Origin of the sequence: Pseudomonas sp. R45(2017), from assembly GCF_002112305.1 — a bacterium.
Classification (GTDB): Bacteria; Pseudomonadota; Gammaproteobacteria; order Pseudomonadales; family Pseudomonadaceae; genus Aquipseudomonas; species Aquipseudomonas paraglycinae.
On sequence record NZ_NEHH01000009.1, the window covers coordinates 21,828 to 41,852 of the forward strand.

31 protein-coding genes are annotated in these 20,025 nt (G+C 56.6%); 30 read left to right on the forward strand and 1 reads right to left on the reverse strand.

Annotated features, from left to right (window positions below):
- Nucleotides 1–10 precede the first annotated feature (10 nt).
- From rplD to bfr, 28 genes are all read left to right on the forward strand, one after another.
- Nucleotides 11–613, forward strand: a complete 603-nt coding sequence (rplD, locus tag CAF74_RS20615; protein WP_003228735.1) for a 50S ribosomal protein L4 — start codon at nucleotides 11–13, stop codon at nucleotides 611–613.
- Entirely contained in the window at nucleotides 610–909 is a 300-nt protein-coding gene (gene rplW, locus CAF74_RS20620) for a 50S ribosomal protein L23 (protein ID WP_002555488.1), read from the forward strand. The genes rplD and rplW overlap by 4 nt, the downstream gene beginning before the upstream one ends.
- Before the next feature lie 14 nt (nucleotides 910–923).
- Nucleotides 924–1,748 (forward strand): 50S ribosomal protein L2, encoded by an 825-nt coding sequence (rplB, locus tag CAF74_RS20625; RefSeq protein WP_008018194.1) that lies wholly within the window; start codon nucleotides 924–926, stop codon nucleotides 1,746–1,748.
- 16 nt (nucleotides 1,749–1,764) lie between these two features.
- Complete coding sequence (gene rpsS / locus CAF74_RS20630; protein ID WP_003228731.1) at nucleotides 1,765–2,040, forward strand: 30S ribosomal protein S19; 276 nt, start codon at nucleotides 1,765–1,767, stop codon at nucleotides 2,038–2,040.
- An 11-nt stretch (nucleotides 2,041–2,051) separates the two neighbouring features.
- Complete coding sequence (rplV, locus tag CAF74_RS20635; protein WP_003103908.1) at nucleotides 2,052–2,384, forward strand: 50S ribosomal protein L22; 333 nt, start codon at nucleotides 2,052–2,054, stop codon at nucleotides 2,382–2,384.
- A gap of 13 nt (nucleotides 2,385–2,397) precedes the next feature.
- Nucleotides 2,398–3,084 carry a 30S ribosomal protein S3 gene (gene rpsC, locus CAF74_RS20640; protein ID WP_003176422.1) on the forward strand — a complete coding sequence of 229 codons (687 nt, stop codon included), beginning with the start codon at nucleotides 2,398–2,400 and terminating at the stop codon, nucleotides 3,082–3,084.
- Between the two features lie 12 nt (nucleotides 3,085–3,096).
- Nucleotides 3,097–3,510: a 50S ribosomal protein L16 gene (rplP, locus tag CAF74_RS20645; protein WP_003228729.1), complete on the forward strand. Its 414-nt coding sequence runs from the start codon at nucleotides 3,097–3,099 to the stop codon at nucleotides 3,508–3,510.
- Nucleotides 3,510–3,701, forward strand: a complete 192-nt coding sequence (gene rpmC, locus CAF74_RS20650; RefSeq protein ID WP_002555481.1) for a 50S ribosomal protein L29 — start codon at nucleotides 3,510–3,512, stop codon at nucleotides 3,699–3,701. Before rplP ends, rpmC begins: the two co-directional genes overlap by 1 nt.
- Before the next feature lie 2 nt (nucleotides 3,702–3,703).
- Complete coding sequence (gene rpsQ, locus CAF74_RS20655) at nucleotides 3,704–3,970, forward strand: 30S ribosomal protein S17 (RefSeq protein ID WP_003194644.1); 267 nt, start codon at nucleotides 3,704–3,706, stop codon at nucleotides 3,968–3,970.
- Nucleotides 3,971–3,993: 23 nt separating this feature from the next.
- Entirely contained in the window at nucleotides 3,994–4,362 is a 369-nt protein-coding gene (gene rplN / locus CAF74_RS20660; RefSeq protein ID WP_002555479.1) for a 50S ribosomal protein L14, read from the forward strand.
- 11 nt (nucleotides 4,363–4,373) lie between these two features.
- Complete coding sequence (gene rplX / locus CAF74_RS20665) at nucleotides 4,374–4,688, forward strand: 50S ribosomal protein L24 (RefSeq protein WP_003186046.1); 315 nt, start codon at nucleotides 4,374–4,376, stop codon at nucleotides 4,686–4,688.
- Between the two features lie 20 nt (nucleotides 4,689–4,708).
- Complete coding sequence (gene rplE / locus CAF74_RS20670; RefSeq protein ID WP_003210069.1) at nucleotides 4,709–5,248, forward strand: 50S ribosomal protein L5; 540 nt, start codon at nucleotides 4,709–4,711, stop codon at nucleotides 5,246–5,248.
- A gap of 13 nt (nucleotides 5,249–5,261) precedes the next feature.
- Complete coding sequence (gene rpsN / locus CAF74_RS20675) at nucleotides 5,262–5,567, forward strand: 30S ribosomal protein S14 (protein WP_007955639.1); 306 nt, start codon at nucleotides 5,262–5,264, stop codon at nucleotides 5,565–5,567.
- 209 nt (nucleotides 5,568–5,776) lie between these two features.
- Nucleotides 5,777–6,169: a 30S ribosomal protein S8 gene (gene rpsH / locus CAF74_RS20680; RefSeq protein ID WP_011336171.1), complete on the forward strand. Its 393-nt coding sequence runs from the start codon at nucleotides 5,777–5,779 to the stop codon at nucleotides 6,167–6,169.
- Between the two features lie 12 nt (nucleotides 6,170–6,181).
- Entirely contained in the window at nucleotides 6,182–6,715 is a 534-nt protein-coding gene (gene rplF / locus CAF74_RS20685; RefSeq protein ID WP_011336170.1) for a 50S ribosomal protein L6, read from the forward strand.
- Nucleotides 6,716–6,725: 10 nt separating this feature from the next.
- On the forward strand, nucleotides 6,726–7,076 hold the full coding sequence (rplR, locus tag CAF74_RS20690; protein WP_003186037.1) for a 50S ribosomal protein L18: 351 nt from the start codon (nucleotides 6,726–6,728) through the stop codon (nucleotides 7,074–7,076).
- Nucleotides 7,077–7,079: 3 nt separating this feature from the next.
- Nucleotides 7,080–7,580: a 30S ribosomal protein S5 gene (gene rpsE / locus CAF74_RS20695; protein ID WP_007955637.1), complete on the forward strand. Its 501-nt coding sequence runs from the start codon at nucleotides 7,080–7,082 to the stop codon at nucleotides 7,578–7,580.
- 2 nt (nucleotides 7,581–7,582) lie between these two features.
- The gene (rpmD, locus tag CAF74_RS20700; RefSeq protein WP_003176408.1) at nucleotides 7,583–7,759 is read left to right on the forward strand and encodes a 50S ribosomal protein L30; all 177 of its coding nucleotides are present in this window, start codon (nucleotides 7,583–7,585) and stop codon (nucleotides 7,757–7,759) included.
- A gap of 3 nt (nucleotides 7,760–7,762) precedes the next feature.
- Entirely contained in the window at nucleotides 7,763–8,200 is a 438-nt protein-coding gene (rplO, locus tag CAF74_RS20705; RefSeq protein WP_003228720.1) for a 50S ribosomal protein L15, read from the forward strand.
- Nucleotides 8,201–9,529, forward strand: coding sequence for a preprotein translocase subunit SecY (secY, locus tag CAF74_RS20710; RefSeq protein WP_003228718.1), 1,329 nt, complete (start codon nucleotides 8,201–8,203; stop codon nucleotides 9,527–9,529).
- A 27-nt stretch (nucleotides 9,530–9,556) separates the two neighbouring features.
- The gene (gene rpmJ, locus CAF74_RS20715; protein ID WP_002555468.1) at nucleotides 9,557–9,673 is read left to right on the forward strand and encodes a 50S ribosomal protein L36; all 117 of its coding nucleotides are present in this window, start codon (nucleotides 9,557–9,559) and stop codon (nucleotides 9,671–9,673) included.
- A gap of 130 nt (nucleotides 9,674–9,803) precedes the next feature.
- Nucleotides 9,804–10,160, forward strand: a complete 357-nt coding sequence (gene rpsM, locus CAF74_RS20720; protein WP_009045849.1) for a 30S ribosomal protein S13 — start codon at nucleotides 9,804–9,806, stop codon at nucleotides 10,158–10,160.
- A gap of 30 nt (nucleotides 10,161–10,190) precedes the next feature.
- A complete protein-coding gene (gene rpsK / locus CAF74_RS20725; RefSeq protein WP_002555466.1) occupies nucleotides 10,191–10,580 on the forward strand; it encodes a 30S ribosomal protein S11 in 390 nt (129 codons plus the stop codon).
- A gap of 18 nt (nucleotides 10,581–10,598) precedes the next feature.
- Complete coding sequence (rpsD, locus tag CAF74_RS20730; RefSeq protein ID WP_003176404.1) at nucleotides 10,599–11,219, forward strand: 30S ribosomal protein S4; 621 nt, start codon at nucleotides 10,599–10,601, stop codon at nucleotides 11,217–11,219.
- 22 nt (nucleotides 11,220–11,241) lie between these two features.
- Nucleotides 11,242–12,243: a DNA-directed RNA polymerase subunit alpha gene (rpoA, locus tag CAF74_RS20735; protein ID WP_003186012.1), complete on the forward strand. Its 1,002-nt coding sequence runs from the start codon at nucleotides 11,242–11,244 to the stop codon at nucleotides 12,241–12,243.
- Between the two features lie 42 nt (nucleotides 12,244–12,285).
- Nucleotides 12,286–12,672 (forward strand): 50S ribosomal protein L17, encoded by a 387-nt coding sequence (gene rplQ / locus CAF74_RS20740; protein ID WP_007955635.1) that lies wholly within the window; start codon nucleotides 12,286–12,288, stop codon nucleotides 12,670–12,672.
- Nucleotides 12,673–12,910: 238 nt separating this feature from the next.
- Nucleotides 12,911–14,365 carry a catalase gene (locus CAF74_RS20745; RefSeq protein ID WP_085747592.1) on the forward strand — a complete coding sequence of 485 codons (1,455 nt, stop codon included), beginning with the start codon at nucleotides 12,911–12,913 and terminating at the stop codon, nucleotides 14,363–14,365.
- A gap of 149 nt (nucleotides 14,366–14,514) precedes the next feature.
- Nucleotides 14,515–14,982 carry a bacterioferritin gene (bfr, locus tag CAF74_RS20750; protein WP_007955633.1) on the forward strand — a complete coding sequence of 156 codons (468 nt, stop codon included), beginning with the start codon at nucleotides 14,515–14,517 and terminating at the stop codon, nucleotides 14,980–14,982.
- Between the two features lie 65 nt (nucleotides 14,983–15,047).
- Here bfr and uvrA read toward each other — a convergent pair whose 3' ends face one another.
- The gene (uvrA, locus tag CAF74_RS20755; protein ID WP_085747593.1) at nucleotides 15,048–17,882 is read right to left on the reverse strand and encodes an excinuclease ABC subunit UvrA; all 2,835 of its coding nucleotides are present in this window, start codon (nucleotides 17,880–17,882) and stop codon (nucleotides 15,048–15,050) included.
- A 191-nt stretch (nucleotides 17,883–18,073) separates the two neighbouring features.
- On the opposite strand from uvrA, the gene CAF74_RS20760 reads away from it, so the two are divergent.
- Nucleotides 18,074–19,471 carry an MFS transporter gene (locus CAF74_RS20760; RefSeq protein ID WP_085747594.1) on the forward strand — a complete coding sequence of 466 codons (1,398 nt, stop codon included), beginning with the start codon at nucleotides 18,074–18,076 and terminating at the stop codon, nucleotides 19,469–19,471.
- Nucleotides 19,472–19,480: 9 nt separating this feature from the next.
- Complete coding sequence (locus tag CAF74_RS20765) at nucleotides 19,481–19,999, forward strand: single-stranded DNA-binding protein (protein ID WP_003228709.1); 519 nt, start codon at nucleotides 19,481–19,483, stop codon at nucleotides 19,997–19,999.
- Nucleotides 20,000–20,025: the final 26 nt, after the last annotated feature.

Consider the following 20,025-nt stretch of genomic DNA (forward strand, 5'->3'; position numbering starts at 1 on the left):
GGAAGCTGACATGCAATTAAATGTAAATGACGCTCAAGCGATCGAAGTTTCCGAACTGACATTTGGCGGCGAATTCAACGAGACGCTGGTTCACCAAGCAGTCGTGGCCTACATGGCCGGCGGCCGTCAAGGTAGCAAGCAGCAAAAGACCCGTTCCGACGTTCGTGGTGGCGGTAAGCGCCCATGGCGTCAGAAAGGTACTGGCCGTGCTCGTGCCGGTACTATCCGTAGCCCAATCTGGCGCGGCGGCGGCACCACTTTCGCAGCTCGTCCACAGGATCACTCGCAGAAGCTGAACAAGAAGATGTATCGCGCAGCAATGCGTTCCATCCTTGCTGAGCTGGTGCGTACTGATCGTCTGGTCGTGGTTCAGGATTTCGCAGTTGAAACTCCGAAAACCAAAGACCTGCTGGGCAAACTGAACAACATGAGCCTGACCGACGTTCTGATCGTGTCGGACGCTGTTGATCAGAACCTGTACCTGGCTGCTCGCAACCTGCCACACGTAGATGTACGTGACGTGCAAGGTTCCGATCCAGTTAGTCTGATCGCATACGACAAGGTGTTGATCACCGTGTCGGCCGTGAAGAAATTCGAGGAGCTGCTGGGATGAACCAGGAACGCGTATTTAAAGTTCTGCTTGGCCCGCACGTTTCCGAGAAGGCTACGGTTCTGGCAGACAAGAAAGGCCAGTTCGTTTTCAAGGTTGCTACTGACGCAACCAAGCTGGAAATCAAGAAGGCCGTCGAAAGCCTGTTCAGCGTGAAAGTTGAGCGTGTTACTACCCTGAACGTTCTGGGTAAGAGCAAGCGCACCGCTCGCGGTCTGGGCAAGCGTAATGACTGGAAGAAGGCAGTTATCTCCCTTCAGCCAGGCCAAGATCTCGATTTCAGCAGCAGTGCTGAGTAAGGAAGGGGTGCATCATGGCAATCGTTAAATGCAAACCGACTTCCCCTGGCCGCCGTTTTGTGGTCAAGGTGGTCAACCAGGAGCTGCATAAAGGCGCTCCTCACGCACCGCTGCTCGAGAAAAAATCGAAGACTGGTGGTCGTAACAACAATGGCCGTATTACCACTCGTCACATCGGTGGTGGTCATAAGCAGCATTACCGTATGGTCGATTTCCGTCGCAACGACAAAGATGGCATCGTCGCCACTGTTGAGCGTATCGAATACGATCCAAACCGTACTGCTCACATCGCACTGCTCTGCTACGCAGACGGCGAGCGCCGCTACATCATCGCCCCTAAAGGCGTGAGTGCTGGCGACACGCTGATCGCAGGTGCCCTGGCTCCAATCAAGCCAGGTAACGCTCTGCAACTGCGCAACATTCCAGTCGGTTCTACCGTACACGGCATCGAACTGAAGCCAGGTAAAGGCGCACAGATCGCTCGTTCCGCTGGTGCTTCGGCTCAGCTGATCGCTCGTGAAGGCGTTTACGTGACCCTGCGTCTGCGTTCCGGTGAAATGCGTAAAGTATTGGCTGAGTGCCGTGCGACCCTGGGCGAAGTCTCGAACTCCGAGCACAGCCTGCGTTCGCTGGGTAAAGCTGGTGCCAAGCGCTGGCGTGGCGTTCGCCCAACCGTTCGTGGTGTTGCCATGAACCCGGTTGACCACCCACATGGTGGTGGTGAAGGTCGTACCTCTGGTGGTCGTCATCCGGTATCGCCATGGGGCTTCCCGACTAAGGGCGCGAAGACTCGTGGTAATAAGCGTACCGACAAAATGATCGTCCGTCGTCGCAAGTAAATAGAGGGATACGACAGTGCCACGTTCTCTGAAAAAAGGTCCTTTTATTGATCTTCACCTACTGAAGAAGATCGAAGTGGCGGCGGAAAAGAACGATCGCAAACCAATTAAGACTTGGTCGCGTCGTTCGATGATCCTGCCACAAATGGTCGGTTTGACCATCGCTGTACACAACGGTCGTCAGCACGTCCCAGTTCTCGTAAACGAAGACATGGTCGGCCACAAACTGGGCGAGTTCGCCGGTACCCGCACTTATCGCGGGCACGTGGCAGACAAGAAAGCCAAGCGTTAAGGGGTAAGGAAATGGAAGTAGCCGCTAAGTTGTCGGGCGCTCGAATCTCCGCCCAGAAAGCCCGCTTGGTCGCCGACCAGATCCGCGGGAAGAAGGTGGGCGAAGCGCTCAACCTGTTGGCTTTCAGCAGTAAGAAAGCCGCCGAGATCATGAAAAAAGTGCTGGAGTCGGCCGTAGCCAACGCCGAGCATAACGAAGGCGCAGACGTTGATGACCTGAAGGTCAGCACCGTTTTCGTCAACGAAGGGCGTTCGCTGAAGCGCATCATGCCACGTGCCAAAGGCCGTGCTGATCGCATCGTCAAGCGGTCTTGCCATATCACTGTCAAGGTTGCTGACAAGTAACGGAGTCGAAGAGATGGGTCAGAAAGTACATCCCATTGGCATTCGCCTGGGAATCGTCAAGGAGCACACCTCCGTCTGGTACGCAGACGGTCGGACTTATGCGGACTACTTGTTCGCTGATCTGAAGGTGCGTGAATACCTCCAAGACAAACTAAAAAGCGCGTCCGTAAGCCGTATCGATATCCATCGTCCGGCCCAAACTGCACGCATCACCATCCACACCGCTCGTCCAGGTATCGTTATCGGGAAGAAAGGTGAAGATGTTGAGAAGCTGCGTCAGGACCTGACCAAGCAAATGGGTGTGCCTGTGCACATCAATATCGAAGAGATCCGCAAGCCGGAACTCGACGGTATGCTGGTTGCGCAGAGCGTAGCTCAGCAGCTGGAGCGTCGTGTAATGTTCCGTCGCGCCATGAAGCGCGCTGTACAGAACGCCATGCGCATTGGTGCCAAAGGCATCAAAATCCAAGTGAGCGGTCGTCTCGGCGGTGCTGAAATCGCACGTACTGAATGGTATCGCGAAGGTCGTGTGCCACTGCACACCCTGCGTGCCGACATCGACTATGCCAACTACGAAGCTCACACCACTTACGGTGTGATCGGTGTAAAGGTTTGGATCTTCAAAGGCGAAGTAATTGGTGGTCGCCAAGAAGAGCTGAAGCCACAAGCACCAGCGCCTCGTAAAAAAGCTGCTAAGTAAGGGGTACGCCAAATGTTGCAACCTAAGCGTACGAAGTTCCGCAAGCAGATGACCGGCCACAACCGTGGTCTGGCACTGCGCGGTAGCAAAGTCAGCTTCGGCGAGTTCGCGCTGAAGTCTGTAGCTCGTGGTCGTCTCACCGCTCGTCAGATCGAGTCAGCGCGTCGTGCTCTGACCCGTCACGTAAAACGTGGCGGCAAGATCTGGATCCGTGTATTCCCGGACAAGCCGATCTCCAAGAAGCCTCTCGAGGTTCGTATGGGTAAAGGTAAGGGTAACGTGGAGTACTGGGTTGCCCAGATTCAGCCAGGCAAAGTCCTGTATGAAATCGAGGGTGTTTCTGAAGAGCTGGCGCGTGAGGCTTTCGCCCTGGCTGCTGCAAAGCTGCCGCTCGCCACCTCCTTTGTTAAACGGACGGTGATGTGATGAAAGCGAATGAACTTCGTGAAAAATCCGCACAGCAGCTGAACGAGCAACTGCTCGGCTTGCTGCGCGACCAGTTCAATCTGCGCATGCAGAAAGCAACTGGCCAGTTGGGGCAGTCTCATCTGCTCTCGCAAGTTAAGCGTGACATCGCTCGCGTGAAGACTGTGCTCAACCAGCAGGCAGGTAAGTGATCATGGCTGAAGCCGAAAAAACTGTCCGTACGCTGACTGGCCGTGTTGTCAGCGACAAGATGGACAAAACCATCACCGTTCTGATCGAGCGTCGCGTTAAGCACCCGATCTACGGTAAATACGTTAAGCGTTCGACTAAGCTGCACGCGCACGACGAAACCAATCAGTGCCACATCGGCGACAAAGTCACTATTCGTGAAACTCGTCCGATGGCCAAGACCAAGTCTTGGGCGCTGGTTGATGTTCTCGAACGCGCTGTGGAAGTCTAAGGGCTAGGGGTCGGAGAAATTATATGATTCAGACTCAATCCATGCTCGATGTGGCCGATAACAGCGGCGCTCGCCGCGTTATGTGCATCAAGGTGCTGGGTGGCTCCCATCGTCGTTACGCTGGTATCGGTGACATCATCAAAGTTACCGTGAAGGAAGCAATTCCTCGCGGTAAGGTGAAAAAAGGCCAAGTGATGACTGCTGTTGTAGTCCGCACTCGTCACGGCGTACGTCGTGCTGATGGCTCCATTATCCGCTTTGATGGCAACGCTGCTGTTCTTCTGAACAACAAGCAAGAGCCGATCGGCACCCGTATCTTTGGGCCAGTGACCCGTGAACTTCGTACTGAGAAGTTCATGAAGATCGTCTCGCTCGCCCCAGAAGTGCTGTAAGGAGATCCGACATGCAAAAGATTCGTCGTGACGACGAGATCATCGTGATCGCCGGCAAAGACAAAGGTAAGCGCGGTAAGGTGCTGAAGGTTCTTGCTGACAACCGTCTGGTTGTTGGTGGTCTGAACCTGGTCAAGCGTCATACCAAGCCTAACCCGATGTCGGGCGTACAGGGCGGTATCGTCGAGAAAGAAGCGCCACTGCACGCTTCCAACGTCGCCATCTTCAACGGCGAAACCAACAAGGCTGACCGCGTTGGTTTCAAAGTAGAAGACGGTAAGAAAATTCGTGTCTTCAAGTCGACCCAAAAAGCGGTTGATGCTTGAACACTGCTAGGTAGAAGACCATGGCACGACTAAAAGAGATTTACCGGAAGGAAATCGCTCCGAAACTTAAGGAAGAACTTAAGCTTTCGAACGTGATGGAAGTTCCGCGCGTTACCAAAATCACCCTGAACATGGGTCTGGGCGAAGCGATCGGCGACAAAAAAGTCATCGAGCACGCTGTTGCTGACCTGGAAAAGATCACCGGCCAGAAAGTCGTTGTGACCTACGCTCGCAAATCCATCGCTGGCTTTAAAGTCCGTGAAGGTTGGCCGATCGGCGTCAAAGTGACCCTGCGCCGTGAGCGTATGTACGAGTTCCTGGATCGTCTGCTGTCGATCTCCCTGCCTCGGGTTCGCGACTTCCGCGGCCTGAATGCCAAGTCCTTCGATGGTCGTGGCAACTACAGCATGGGCGTGAAAGAGCAGATCATTTTCCCGGAAATCGACTACGACAAGATCGATGCTCTCCGCGGTCTGGACATTACCCTGACCACCACTGCCAAGAACGATGATGAAGGCCGCGCTCTGCTGCGTGCTTTCAAATTCCCGTTCCGCAACTGATTGGAGTAGGAAAATGGCCAAGAAGAGCATGAAAAACCGTGAGCTGAAGCGTCAGCTCACCGTTGCCAAGTACGCCGTCAAGCGTGCAGCGCTGAAAGCTATCATCGTTGATCTGAACGCAAGTCCAGAAGCGCGTTGGGAAGCTACCGTAGCTCTGCAGAAGCAGCCACGTGACGCAAGCGCCTCGCGCATGCGTAACCGTTGCCGTCTGACCGGTCGTCCGCACGGCGTTTACCGCAAGTTCGGCCTCGGCCGTAACAAATTGCGTGAAGCGGCAATGCGTGGTGACGTACCAGGTCTGGTTAAAGCCAGCTGGTAATTGCTGTCAAAGCCTTGATGGTCGGGGTCGCAAGAACCTGACCATCGGTGGCCTTGAACTTGAATCAAGCCCCTTTTGGGGCTTGATTCATTTCTGGGGTATGTCTAGAATGACCGGCTCGCCTGAGCCCGTGTTTTTTATGCCCGGAATTTCTCGGCGACAAGTAGTAGCCGCAAGGCTAATTTTTCTGTATTAGGAGCGTCTAGCCCATGAGTATGCAGGACCCGTTAGCGGACATGCTAACTCGAATCCGTAATGCCCAGATGGCTGAAAAGTCCGTCGTAAGCATGCCGTCTTCCACGTTGAAGGTGGCTGTAGCAAAAGTCCTGAAGGACGAAGGTTACATCGCGGGTTATCAGATCAGCAGCGAAACCAAACCACTGCTGTCCATCGAGCTGAAATACTTCGAAGGCCGTCCGGTCATCGAGGAAGTGAAGCGCGTTAGCCGTCCAGGCCTGCGTCAGTACAAGTCCGTCGAAGAACTGCCAAAAGTACGTGGCGGTCTCGGTGTGTCTATCGTCTCCACCAACAAAGGTGTGATGACTGATCGTGCTGCGCGCGCTGCCGGTGTCGGCGGCGAAGTTCTTTGCACTGTGTTCTAAGGGGGGATAAGCATGTCTCGCGTCGCTAAGAACCCCGTTAAGCTGCCAGCCGGTGTCGAAGTAAAATTCGCAGGCCAACAGCTTTCGGTGAAGGGTGCCAAGGGTACTCTTGAACTGAACGTCCATTCGTCCGTTGAAGTCGTTGAAGAAGCCGGTGAGCTGCGTTTTGCTGCTCGCAATGGCGATCAACAGACTCGCGCAATGGCCGGTACCACTCGTGCGTTGGTAAACAACATGGTCCAGGGCGTAAGCCAAGGCTTCGAGCGTAAGCTCCAGCTGGTCGGTGTTGGTTACAAAGCGCAAGCAAAAGGTCAGGTGCTGAACCTGGCTCTTGGCTTCTCGCACCCAGTGGATTACGAACTGCCGGAAGGCATCACCGCTGAGACTCCTAGCCAGACCGATATCCTGATCAAGGGCATCGACAAGCAGCTGGTAGGTCAAGTGGCCGCCGAGATCCGCGACTTCCGTCCACCAGAGCCGTACAAAGGCAAAGGTGTGCGCTACGCGGACGAAGTCGTCCGTCGTAAAGAAGCCAAGAAGAAGTAGGGCATAGCAAATGACCGACAAAAAAGTTACTCGACTGCGTCGCGCTCGCAAAGCACGCCTGAAAATGCACGAACTCGAAGTCGTGCGTCTCTGCGTGTTCCGCTCTTCGCAGCACATCTACGCCCAGGTCATTTCGGCCGACGGCAACAAAGTCCTGGCAAGCGCCTCGACTTTGGATAAAGAACTGCGTGATGGCGCCACTGGCAACATCGACGCGGCCACTAAGGTTGGCCAGCTGGTCGCTACGCGTGCTAAGGCCGCTGGCGTCTCGCAGGTGGCTTTCGACCGCTCTGGCTTCAAGTACCACGGCCGCGTTAAAGCGCTGGCTGATGCTGCTCGTGAAGCTGGGCTGGAGTTCTAAGTTATGTCAAATAACGACCAAAAGCGCGACGAAGGCTACATCGAGAAGCTGGTTCAAGTTAACCGCGTAGCCAAAACCGTTAAAGGCGGCCGTATCTTCACTTTCACCGCGTTGACCGTGGTTGGTGATGGTAAAGGGCGTGTTGGCTTCGGCCGTGGCAAGTCGCGTGAAGTGCCTGCTGCGATCCAGAAGGCAATGGAAGCTGCTCGCCGCAACATGATCCAGGTTGATCTGAACGGCACCACTCTGCAGTACGCAATGAAGTCCGCCCATGGCGCTTCGAAGGTGTACATGCAGCCTGCTTCTGAAGGTACCGGTATCATCGCTGGCGGCGCTATGCGTGCTGTCCTCGAAGTTGCTGGCGTTCAGAACGTTCTGGCCAAGTGCTACGGCTCGACTAACCCTGTAAACGTGGTTCACGCCACTTTCAAGGGTCTGAAGGCTATGCAGTCTCCTGAATCCATTGCAGCCAAACGTGGCCTGCGTGTTGAGGAGATCAAGTAATCATGGCTACCGTTAAAGTTACGCTGATCAAAAGCATGACCGGCCGCATCCCTAACCACAAACTGTGCGTTAAGGGTCTGGGTCTGCGTCGCATCGGTCACACTGTAGAAGTCCAGGATACTCCCGAGAATCGCGGGATGATCAACAAGGCTTACTACATGCTGCGTGTCGAGGGTTAATCGATGAAACTCAATGATCTGAGTCCAGCGCCGGGTTCCCGTCGCGAAAAGCATCGTCCGGGCCGTGGTATCGGTAGTGGTTTGGGTAAGACTGGTGGCCGTGGTCACAAAGGTCAGACTTCCCGCTCCGGTGGCACCATTGCTCCAGGCTTTGAAGGCGGTCAACAGCCGCTGCATCGTCGCCTGCCGAAGTTCGGTTTCGTTTCCCTGAAAGCCATGGACCGCGCAGAAGTGCGTCTGTCCGAGCTGGCTAAAGTGGAAGGCGACATCGTCACCGTGCAGTCCCTGAAAGATGCCAACGTGATCAACGTCAACGTACAGCGTGTGAAAATCATGCTGTCCGGTGAAGTGACTCGCGCTGTCACTATCGGCAAGGGAATCGGCGCCACCAAAGGTGCGCGTGCGGCTATCGAAGCAGCTGGCGGCAAGTTCGAGGAATAAATGGCTAAGCAAGGTGCTCTCTCTGCGCTCGGCAAAGGCGGTATGTCTGAACTCTGGGCTCGTCTGCGTTTTCTGTTCCTGGCGATTATCGTCTACCGAATAGGCGCACACATCCCGGTTCCAGGTATCAACCCGGACCGACTCGCAGACCTGTTTCGACAGAATGAGGGGACCATTCTTAGCTTGTTCAACATGTTTTCCGGCGGCGCGCTGGAGCGGATGAGCATCTTTGCACTGGGGATCATGCCGTACATTTCGGCATCGATCATCATGCAGTTGATGACCGCCGTCAGCCCGCAGCTGGAGCAGTTGAAGAAGGAAGGTGAAGCTGGCCGTCGCAAGATCAGCCAGTACACCCGCTACGGCACCGTCGTCCTCGCTCTCGTTCAGGCCATTGGCATGTCCATTGGTCTGGCGGGGCAGGGCGTTGCGTTCACTGGTGACTTTGGCTTCCATTTCGTCGCGGTCTCCACGTTTGTGGCTGGCGCGATGTTCATGATGTGGCTGGGTGAGCAGATTACTGAGCGTGGTGTAGGCAACGGTATCTCGATGTTGATTTTTTCGGGTATCGTCGCCGGTCTTCCGAGAGCAATCGGGCAGTCTTTCGAGTCTGCGCGTCAGGGCGATATCAACATCTTCGCTTTGGTTGCCATCGGTTTGCTGGCAGTAGCGATTATCGGTTTCGTGGTGTTCATTGAGCGTGGTCAGCGTCGTATCGCTGTTCACTACGCCAAGCGTCAGCAGGGCCGCAAGGTTTTTGCTGCGCAGACAAGCCACTTGCCGCTGAAGGTGAACATGGCCGGTGTTATTCCGGCTATTTTCGCGAGCAGCATTTTGCTGTTCCCGGCTTCGTTGGGTGCCTGGTTTGGTCAGTCTGAAGGTATGGGCTGGTTGCAGGACATCTCGCAGTCGATCGCTCCTGGTCAGCCGTTGAATATTCTGCTGTTTAGTGCAGGGATTATTTTCTTCTGCTTCTTCTATACGGCGTTGATGTTCAATCCGAAAGACGTAGCGGAAAACCTGAAGAAGTCCGGTGCCTTTATTCCGGGCATCCGTCCAGGTGAGCAGTCCGCACGCTATATTGATGGCGTTTTGACTCGCTTGACCATGTTCGGTGCTCTTTACATGACGGCCGTGTGCTTGTTGCCCCAGTTCCTGGTGGTTGCAGCAAACGTTCCGTTCTACCTTGGCGGGACCTCGTTGCTGATCGTGGTCGTGGTTGTGATGGACTTCATGTCCCAAGTACAATCGCACCTCGTTTCGCACCAGTACGAATCCCTGATGAAGAAAGCCAACCTGAAGGGTTACGGCAGCGGCATGTTGCGCTGAGTACCCATAAGGTTCGAGGAGTTGGTGATGAAAGTTCGTGCATCGGTGAAAAAGCTGTGCCGTAACTGCAAGATTATTCGCCGCGAAGGTGTTGTTCGAGTAATTTGCAGCGCGGAACCGCGTCACAAACAGCGCCAAGGCTGAGTGTGATTGTGCTTCAAGCCCGGTAGCTAGTGCGCTACCGGGTTGATTATTTGTTATTACAGCGATATTATCTCGCGCCCTATTTCTTGGCTTCCGGGGCGTAGGTAGCTGTCAATTGGAGTCCCACTGAATGGCCCGTATTGCAGGCGTTAACATTCCAGATAACAAGCATACTGTTATCTCGCTGACCTACATCTATGGTGTTGGTCGCACTACTGCACAGAAGATCTGTGCAGAGACTGGGGTAAACCCAGCCGCAAAGATCAAGGATCTGAGCGACGAGCAGATTGAACAGCTGCGTGGCGAAGTGGCGAAGTTCACCACTGAAGGTGACCTGCGTCGCGAAATCAACATGAAAATCAAGCGCTTGATGGACCTCGGTTGCTATCGCGGTCTGCGTCATCGTCGTGGTCTGCCAGTACGCGGTCAGCGTACCAAGACCAACGCGCGTACCCGTAAAGGTCCGCGTAAGCCGATCCGCAAGTAATCGCCCCAGCGAATCGACAGGAATTTAATCATGGCAAAACCTGCTGCTCGTCCTCGTAAAAAAGTTAAAAAGACAGTGGTTGATGGCATCGCCCACATCCATGCTTCTTTTAACAACACCATCGTGACCATCACCGACCGTCAAGGTAACGCTCTTTCCTGGGCTACCTCCGGTGGTTCGGGTTTCCGCGGTTCCCGCAAGTCCACCCCGTTCGCTGCTCAAGTAGCTGCTGAGCGTGCTGGTCAAGCTGCGCTGGAATACGGCCTGAAAAACCTCGACGTGAACGTCAAGGGTCCAGGTCCAGGTCGTGAATCCGCAGTCCGCGCTTTGAACGGCTGTGGCTACAAGATCGCCAGCATCACCGACGTGACGCCAATCCCGCACAACGGGTGCCGTCCGCCGAAGAAGCGCCGCGTGTAATCCAGGAGATTGTAAAGAATGGCTCGTTACATTGGTCCAAAATGCAAACTCGCTCGTCGCGAAGGCACCGATCTCTTCCTGAAGAGCGGCGTGCGCGCGATCGAATCGAAGTGCAACATTGAAGCAGCACCTGGTATCCACGGCCAACGCCGCGGTCGCCAGTCCGACTACGGCACCCAACTGCGTGAAAAGCAGAAGGTCCGTCGTATCTACGGCGTTCTCGAGCGTCAGTTCAGCGGCTACTACAAAGAAGCTGCTGGCAAGAAAGGTGCAACTGGTGAAAACCTGCTGCAACTGCTCGAATGCCGTCTGGACAACGTTGTATACCGTATGGGCTTTGGTTCGACTCGTGCCGAATCCCGTCAGCTGGTATCGCACAAGTCGATCAGCGTTAACGGTCAGACCGTAAACGTTCCGTCCTACCAGGTTCGTGCTGGTGACGTGGTTGCTGTTCGCGAGAAAGCAAAAAACCAACTTCGCATTGTCCAAGCTCTCGATCTGTGTGCCCAACGTGGCCGCGTAGAATGGGTAGAAGTAGACACTGAGAAGAAGTCGGGCGTTTTCAAGAACGTTCCTGCTCGCAGTGATCTGTCCGCCGACATCAACGAAAGCCTGATTGTCGAGCTCTACTCCAAGTAAGGGCTAGAAAATAGGTGCATCCATGCAGATTTCGGTAAATGAGTTCCTGACACCCCGCCACATTGATGTGCAGGTTGTCAGTCCAACCCGCGCCAAGATCACTCTCGAGCCTCTCGAGCGTGGTTTTGGCCACACCCTGGGCAACGCGCTGCGCCGCATCCTGTTGTCCTCAATGCCCGGCTGCGCAGTAGTCGAGGCCGAGATTGACGGTGTGCTCCACGAGTACAGCGCCATCGAAGGTGTACAGGAAGACGTAATTGAAATCCTGTTGAACCTTAAAGGTCTGGCCATCAAGCTGCACGGTCGTGACGAAGTTACGCTGACCTTGTCGAAGAAGGGTTCGGGGGTGGTTACCGCTGCCGATATTCAGCTGGATCATGATGTCGAGATCGTTAATCCCGATCACGTAATCGCTAACCTGGCGTCTAACGGCGCCCTGAACATGAAGCTCACCGTAGCTCGTGGTCGTGGTTATGAACCAGCAGACTCGCGTCAGAGCGATGAAGACGAAAGCCGCAGCATCGGTCGCTTGCAGCTTGACTCTTCGTTCAGCCCGGTTCGCCGTATCGCATACGTGGTGGAAAACGCCCGTGTCGAGCAGCGCACCAACCTGGACAAGCTGGTTATTGATCTGGAAACCAACGGTACTCTGGATCCTGAAGAGGCTATCCGCCGCGCTGCAACCATTCTGCAACAGCAGTTGGCTGCGTTCGTCGACCTCAAAGGTGACAGTGAGCCAGTGGTTGTCGAGCAGGAAGACGAGATCGATCCGATCCTGCTTCGCCCGGTTGACGATCTGGAACTGACTGTACGTTCGGCTAACTGCCTTAAGGCGGAAAACATCTACTACATCGGCGACCTGATTCAGCGTACCGAAGTAGAGCTGTTGAAGACTCCGAACCTGGGCAAGAAATCCTTGACTGAAATCAAGGACGTTCTGGCCTCCCGCGGTCTGTCCCTCGGCATGCGCCTCGACAACTGGCCGCCTGCAAGTCTTAAGAAGGACGACAAGGCGACTGCCTGATCGTCGTAATCACCGAACGTAGTGTTTGGTAAGGAATGAACCATGCGTCATCGTAAAAGTGGGCGTCACCTGAGCCGCACCAGCTCGCACCGCAAGGCCATGTTCCAGAACATGGCGGTGTCGCTGTTCGAGCACGAGCTGATCAAAACTACTCTGCCAAAAGCCAAAGAACTGCGCCGCGTTGCCGAGCCGCTGATCACTCTGGCCAAGACAGACAGCGTTGCTAACCGTCGTCTGGCTTTCGACCGTACTCGTTCGAAAGCTATCGTTGGTAAGCTCTTCAACGACCTGGGCAAGCGTTACGCTACCCGTGAGGGTGGCTACCTGCGCATCCTCAAGTGCGGTTTCCGCGCTGGCGACAACGCGCCTATGGCGTACGTCGAACTGGTTGATCGTGCTGTCGGCGGTGAAGCTGTATCCGCTGAGTAAGACATCAGTCTGAAACAAGGAACCGGGCCTAGTGCCCGGTTTTTTGTGCCTGTAAGAAATGCGCTATTCGTACAAGCTTCTACTTTGTTTGGTTCTGCACTATATGCCAGGATTTATCGTTAGTTTTTATCTATTGATAGTCATGAGTTAATGAATTTGTGGCTGTCATATTGATGATCGATACTCCCTAACAAGCCGATTAGCCGGCAGTTCAAGACCGATAGAGGATGAAGATCGCATGAGCCAGAACAAGACGCTTACGACCGCCAGTGGCGCACCTGTCGCTGATAACCAGAATTCTCGCTCCGCTGGCCCTCGTGGCCCGTTGCTGCTCGATGATTTCCATCTGATCGAGAAGCTTGCTCACTTCAACCGGGAAAACATTCCTGAGCGTCGTGTACACGCCAAGGGTTCGGGCGCATACGGTACTTTCACGGTCACTCGCGACATTACGCAGTACACCAGCGCCAAGCTGTTCTCCGCTGTCGGCAAACAGACGCCGACCTTCCTGCGTTTTTCAACGGTCGGTGGCGAGCGTGGCTCGGCCGACACCGAGCGCGATCCACGTGGCTTCGCCCTCAAGTTCTATACCGAAGAAGGCAACTGGGACATCGTCGGCAACAACACGCCGGTGTTCTTCATTCGTGATCCGCTGAAATTCCCTGACTTTATCCACACCCAGAAACGCCTGCCGCAAAGTAACCTGAAAAGCGCGCAGATGATGTGGGACTTCTGGTCGCATTCTCCTGAAGCGCTGCACCAGGTCACGATCCTGTTCTCCGATCGCGGCATTCCGGACGGCTATCGCCACATGCACGGCTTCGGCAGCCACACCTACAGCCTGATCAGCGCTCAAGGCGAGCGCCACTGGGTGAAGTGGCATTACAAGACCAAGCAAGGAATCAAGAACCTGGCGCCGGCAGACGCGGCACGTTTGGCGGGCACAGATCCCGACTACGCCCAGCGCGATCTGTTCGAGGCCATCGAACGTGGTGACTTCCCGAAATGGAGCGTGTGCATCCAGATCATGACCGAGGCCCAGGCCGCTGCGCACTACGAGAACCCGTTCGACGTGACCAAGACTTGGTCGCAGAAGGAGTTTCCACTGATTGAAGTGGGTGAGCTGGAACTGAACCGTAATCCGCTCAACTACTTTGCTGAAGTCGAGCAAGCTGCGTTCGGTCCCAGCAACATGGTGCCTGGCGTAGGTCTGTCGCCGGATCGCATGCTGCAAGGTCGTGTGTTCGCATACGCCGACGCTCACCGCTACCGTGTAGGCACCAACCACCAGCAACTGCCGGTGAATGCCCCACGCAGCCCGGTGAATACTTACCAGCGTGATGGTTCGATGGCTTTTGGCAGCAATGGTGGCGCAGCGCCTAACTACGAGCCGAACAGCTATGTAGAGTCGCCGAAGCAAGCGCCGCACTATGCCGAGCCTGCACTGGCCCTGAGCGGCGCGGCTGATCGCTACGATCATCGTGAAGACAGCGACTACTACAGCCACGCCGGTGCGCTGTTCCGTTTGATGAGCGACGAGCAGAAAGCATTGCTGGTCAGCAACATCGCCGGCGCGATGGCGGGTGTATCGAGTGATGTCGTCGACCGTCAGTTGCAGCATTTCCACAAGGCCGATCCGGCGTACGGAGAAGCAATCGCAAAGCTGCTCAACGTACAGCTTAACGAAGTCTAAACGAGAAGCAGAACCGCCCTCATTAGGGCGGTTTTTGCGTTATTTAGGCTGCTTTTCTCAGAATATCTTCGCTTTTATTGCGCGAAGTGAGTGACCTTCCAGTCAGGTTGGTTCAAACTACAGACTTTCAAGCAGGGAGATGTAGGGCGATGCAAGGCCACCCAGACGTTATCGATTACCTCAACACGTTGCTGACCGGCGAACTGGCCGCGCGTGACCAATATTTCGTTCACTCGCGGATGTATGAGGACTGGGGATTCACCAAGCTCTACGAACGAATCAACCACGAGATGGAAGAAGAAGCCGGTCACGCCGATGCGCTGATGCGCCGCATTCTGATGCTCGAAGGCACTCCGCGCATGCGCCCGGATGACCTGGATGTTGGGACCACGGTAGAGACCATGCTCGAGGCGGATCTGCGTCTTGAGTACAAGGTTCGTGCTGCACTGTGCAAAGGCATCGAGCTGTGTGAAAAGAATGGCGACTATGTAAGCCGCGATATCCTCAAGCTTCAGTTGCACGATACCGAAGAAGATCACACCTATTGGCTTGAAAAGCAGTTGGGCCTGATCAAACTGATCGGTATCCAGAACTACCTGCAGTCCCACGCGTCCTGATTGCAGCCGATACAAAAAAGCCCCTGTCACTGATGAAGTGGCAGGGGTTTTTTCATGCCCGGCGATCAGGCCCGATCGCGGAGCAACAGCGGCTTGAGGTAATGGCCGGTGTGAGACTGTTTCATCTCGGCCACTTCCTCCGGCGTGCCGGTGGCGATGATCTGCCCACCTTTCGAGCCACCCTCGGGGCCGAGATCCACTAGCCAGTCGGCGGTCTTGATCACGTCGAGGTTGTGCTCGATCACCACCACGGTGTTGCCGTGGTCGCGCAGGCGATGCAGTACGTCGAGCAGTTGCTGGATATCCGCGAAGTGCAGACCGGTGGTCGGCTCGTCGAGGATGTACAGGGTCTTGCCGGTATCGCGTTTGGACAGCTCGCGAGACAACTTGACCCGCTGAGCCTCACCACCGGACAGCGTGGTCGCCGACTGCCCGAGCTTGATGTAGGACAGGCCTACATCCATCAGCGTTTGCAGCTTGCGCGCCAGCGCTGGTACCGCATCGAAGAACTCCCGCGCTTCCTCGATGGTCATCTCGAGGGTTTCGTGGATGCTCTTGCCCTTGTATTTGATCTCCAGTGTTTCGCGGTTGTAGCGCTTGCTCTTGCACACGTCGCACGGAACGTAGATGTCCGGCAGGAAGTGCATTTCCACCTTGATCAGACCGTCGCCCTGGCAGGCTTCGCAACGACCACCCTTCACGTTGAACGAGAAACGCCCCGGGCCGTAACCACGGGAGCGGGACTCGGGCACGCCGGCGAACAGTTCGCGGATCGGCGTGAACAGCCCGGTATAGGTTGCCGGGTTGGAGCGTGGTGTACGGCCGATCGGGCTCTGGTCGATGTCGACAACCTTGTCCAGATGTTCCAGGCCTTTGATGCTGTCGTGGGCTGCGGCTTCCAGGGTGGTCGCGCCATTGAGTGCCGTTGCGCTCAGCGGGAACAGCGTGTTGTTGATCAGCGTCGATTTGCCGGAGCCGGAAACGCCGGTCACGCAGGTCAGCAGGCCGATCGGGATTTCCAGGTCAACGTTGCGCAGGTTGTTGCCACGCGCGCCCTTGAGCGCCAGCACCTGTTTCTTGTTGCGCGGCGTGCGCTTGGCCGGCACTTCAATCTTCACCCGGCCCGACAGGTATTTACCGGTCAGCGAGTCCGGGTGTGCCATGACTTCGTCCGGCGTGCCTTCGGCGACGATCTGCCCGCCATGAACCCCGGCGCCCGGGCCGATATCCACTACGTAGTCAGCGAGACGAATCGCGTCTTCGTCATGCTCGACCACGATCACCGTATTGCCGATGTCGCGCAGGTGCTTGAGGGTGCCGAGCAGGCGGTCATTGTCGCGCTGGTGCAGGCCAATGGACGGCTCGTCGAGGATGTACAGAACACCCACCAGGCCCGCGCCGATCTGGCTGGCCAGACGAATCCGCTGTGCCTCGCCGCCAGATAGCGTGTCGGCACTGCGATCCAGCGACAGATAGTCGAGACCGACATTGACCAGGAATTGCAGGCGCTCGCGGATTTCCTTGAGAATCTTGTCGGCGATCTCGCCACGGCGCCCGGTCATCTTCAGCGCGCCGAAGTAATCGCAAGCGTCGCCGATCGGCAGGTTGGTCACCGCCGGCAGGGTTTTCTCGCCGACCCACACGTGCCGCGCTTCGCGACGCAGGCGGGTGCCACGGCAATCCGGGCAGGACTGGGTGCTGAGGAACTTCGCCAGTTCTTCGCGAACGCTTGCCGATTCGGTTTCGCGGTAGCGGCGTTCGAGATTCGGCACGATGCCTTCGAACGGGTGCGAGCGCTTGACGATGTCGCCCCGGTCGTTGAGGTATTTGAAATCGACGTTCTGCGAGCCGCTGCCGTGCAGGATGTACTTCTGCTGGTCGGCCGGCAGCTCGTTGAACGGCTGCTCCAGGCTGAAGCCGTAATGCGCGGCCAGCGAGCCGAGCATCTGGAAGTAATAGACGTTGCGCCGATCCCAGCCACGAATCGCGCCCTCGGCCAGCGTGAGTTCACCGTTGACCAGTCGCTTGATGTCGAAGAACTGCTTCACGCCCAGACCGTCGCAGGTCGGGCAGGCGCCGGCCGGGTTGTTGAAGGAAAACAGCTTGGGTTCCAGCTCGCTGATCGCGTGGCCGCAGATCGGGCAGGCGAAGCGCGCGGAGAAAATCATCTCTTCGCCTGGCTCGTCGTCCATCGGCGCCACCAGCGCGATGCCGTCCGCCAGCTTCAGCGCGGTCTCGAAGGATTCCGCCAGACGCTGCTGCAGATCCGCGCGAACCTTGAAGCGGTCGACCACGACTTCAATCGTGTGCTTCTTCTGTTTATCCAGTTTCGGCAGTTCGTCCAGCTCGCAGAGCCGGCCGTTGACCCGGGCCCGGACGAAGCCCTGGGCGCGCAGTTCTTCGAACACCGACAGATGCTCGCCCTTGCGCTCGCGAATCACCGGCGCCAGCAGCATCAGCTTGCTGCCTTCCGGCTGAGCCAGCACCAGGTCGACCATCTGGCTGACGGTCTGGGCTTCCAGCGGAATGTCGTGATCCGGGCAGCGCGGCGTACCGACGCGGGCATACAGCAGACGCAGGTAGTCGTAGATTTCAGTGATGGTGCCGACCGTGGAGCGCGGGTTGTGCGAGGTCGACTTCTGTTCGATGGAGATCGCCGGCGACAGGCCTTCGATGGTGTCGACGTCGGGTTTTTCCATCATCGACAGGAACTGTCGGGCATAGGCCGACAGGGATTCGACATAGCGGCGCTGACCTTCGGCGTACAGCGTGTCGAAGGCCAGGGACGACTTGCCGGATCCGGACAGGCCGGTGATGACGATCAGTTTGTCCCGTGGCAGGGTCAGGTCGATGTTCTTCAGGTTGTGGGTGCGGGCCCCACGAATCAGGATCTTGTCCAAAATGGCCTCGCTCGGCGGGCGTCGAAAACACAGGAGTATACGGCCAAATACTGGATGGATGCACACTATCAAGTTAAGGGTTTTTTGCCTTACATGAAGAGAGTTTCATCTGTACGCGTCAAAGCGTCGCGATATACCCCGTCTCTCGATGGGACTGGTAGAATCGCCGCCGGTTCACACGAGGTTTTTCCATGCACGATCCCCACAGCGAACGCATGAGTGGCAGCGAGACCCGCGCGGCGAGCGGTCTGGCCCTGGTGTTCGCCTTCCGTATGCTTGGCATGTTCATGGTGTTGCCGGTACTGGCGACCTACGGCATGGATCTGGCGGGAGCGACCCCGGCCCTGATCGGGCTGGCGATCGGCGCTTACGGCCTGACCCAGGCGATTTTCCAGATTCCGTTCGGGATCATTTCCGACCGCATCGGTCGCCGTCCGGTGATTTACCTGGGGCTGATCGTCTTCGCCCTCGGCAGCGTGCTGGCGGCTCAGGCCGATTCGATCTGGGGCGTGATTGCCGGGCGGATCCTGCAGGGCGCCGGCGCTATTTCTGCGGCGGTCATGGCCTTGCTCTCCGACCTGACCCGCGAACAGCACCGCACCAAGGCAATGGCCATGATCGGCATGACCATCGGCCTGTCGTTCGCCGTGGCGATGGTGGTCGGCCCGCTGCTGACCCGTGCATTCGGCTTGTCCGGCCTGTTCCTCGCCACCGGTGGCATGGCACTGGTCGGGGTCGTGATCGTTATGTTCATGGTGCCGAAATCCACCGGGCCGTTGAGCCATCGCGAGTCCGGCGTTGCACGGCAGGCGTTGATGCCGACACTCAAGCACCCGGACCTGCTGCGGCTGGACCTGGGCATTTTTGTGTTACATGCGATGTTGATGTCGAGCTTCGTCGCACTGCCTTTGGCGTTGGTTGAAAAGGCCGGTCTGCCCAAGGAACAGCACTGGTGGGTCTACCTCACCGCACTGCTGATTTCTTTCTTCGCCATGATCCCGTTCATTATCTACGGCGAGAAGAAACGCAAAATGAAACGAGTTTTGCTCGGCGCCGTGATGACGCTGATGCTCACTGAGCTATTCTTCTGGCAGTTCGGTGACAGCCTGCGGGCTCTGGTGATCGGGACGGTGGTGTTCTTCACCGCGTTCAATCTGCTGGAAGCTTCGCTGCCGTCGCTGATCAGCAAGGTTTCACCGGCAGGTGGCAAAGGCACGGCCATGGGCGTGTACTCCACCAGTCAGTTCCTCGGTTCGGCACTCGGCGGTATTCTCGGCGGCTGGATGTTCCAGCATGGCGGTCTGTCGGTTGTGTTCCTCGGATGTGCCGGGCTGGCTGCACTTTGGCTGGCCTTTGCTGTTACCATGCGCGAACCTCCCTACGTGACGAGCCTGCGCCTGCCGTTGTCGCCCGAAGCGATCCGCGAAGCGGGTCTGGTCGAGCGTCTCAAGGCCCTCGTAGGGGTAACTGATGCAGTGATAGTCGCTGATGAAGCGGCGATCTACATCAAACTGGACACCGAATTAATGGATCGCACCACTCTCGAACGCCTGGTGAACAACCCGGCGCAGACTGCGTGCGAAGCCTAGGAGAACGTTATGGCCCGTGGGGTTAACAAAGTCATTCTGGTCGGTACTTGCGGCCAGGATCCCGAAGTACGCTACCTGCCCAACGGTAACGCCGTGACCAACCTGAGTCTGGCGACCAGCGAGCAGTGGACCGACAAGCAGACCGGTCAGAAGGTCGAGAAGACCGAGTGGCACCGCGTATCGATGTTCGGCAAGGTTGCCGAAATCGCCGGCGAATACCTGCGCAAGGGTTCGCAGGTTTACATCGAAGGCAAGCTGCAGACCCGTGAGTGGGAAAAAGACGGTATCAAGCGTTATACCACTGAAATCGTGGTCGACATGCAAGGCACCATGCAACTGCTCGGCGGCCGTCCACAACAGGGCGACCAACAAGGCGGTGGCAACAACTACCAGCAGCAGGCGCCACGCCAGCAGGCTCCGCGTCCGCAGCAGTCGGCACCTCAGCAGCGTTCGGCCCCGGCTCCACAGCAGGCCGCACCGCAACCGGCTCCGGATTTCGACAGCTTCGATGACGACATTCCGTTCTGATTCGCTGCTGTATCCGCGCTAAACAA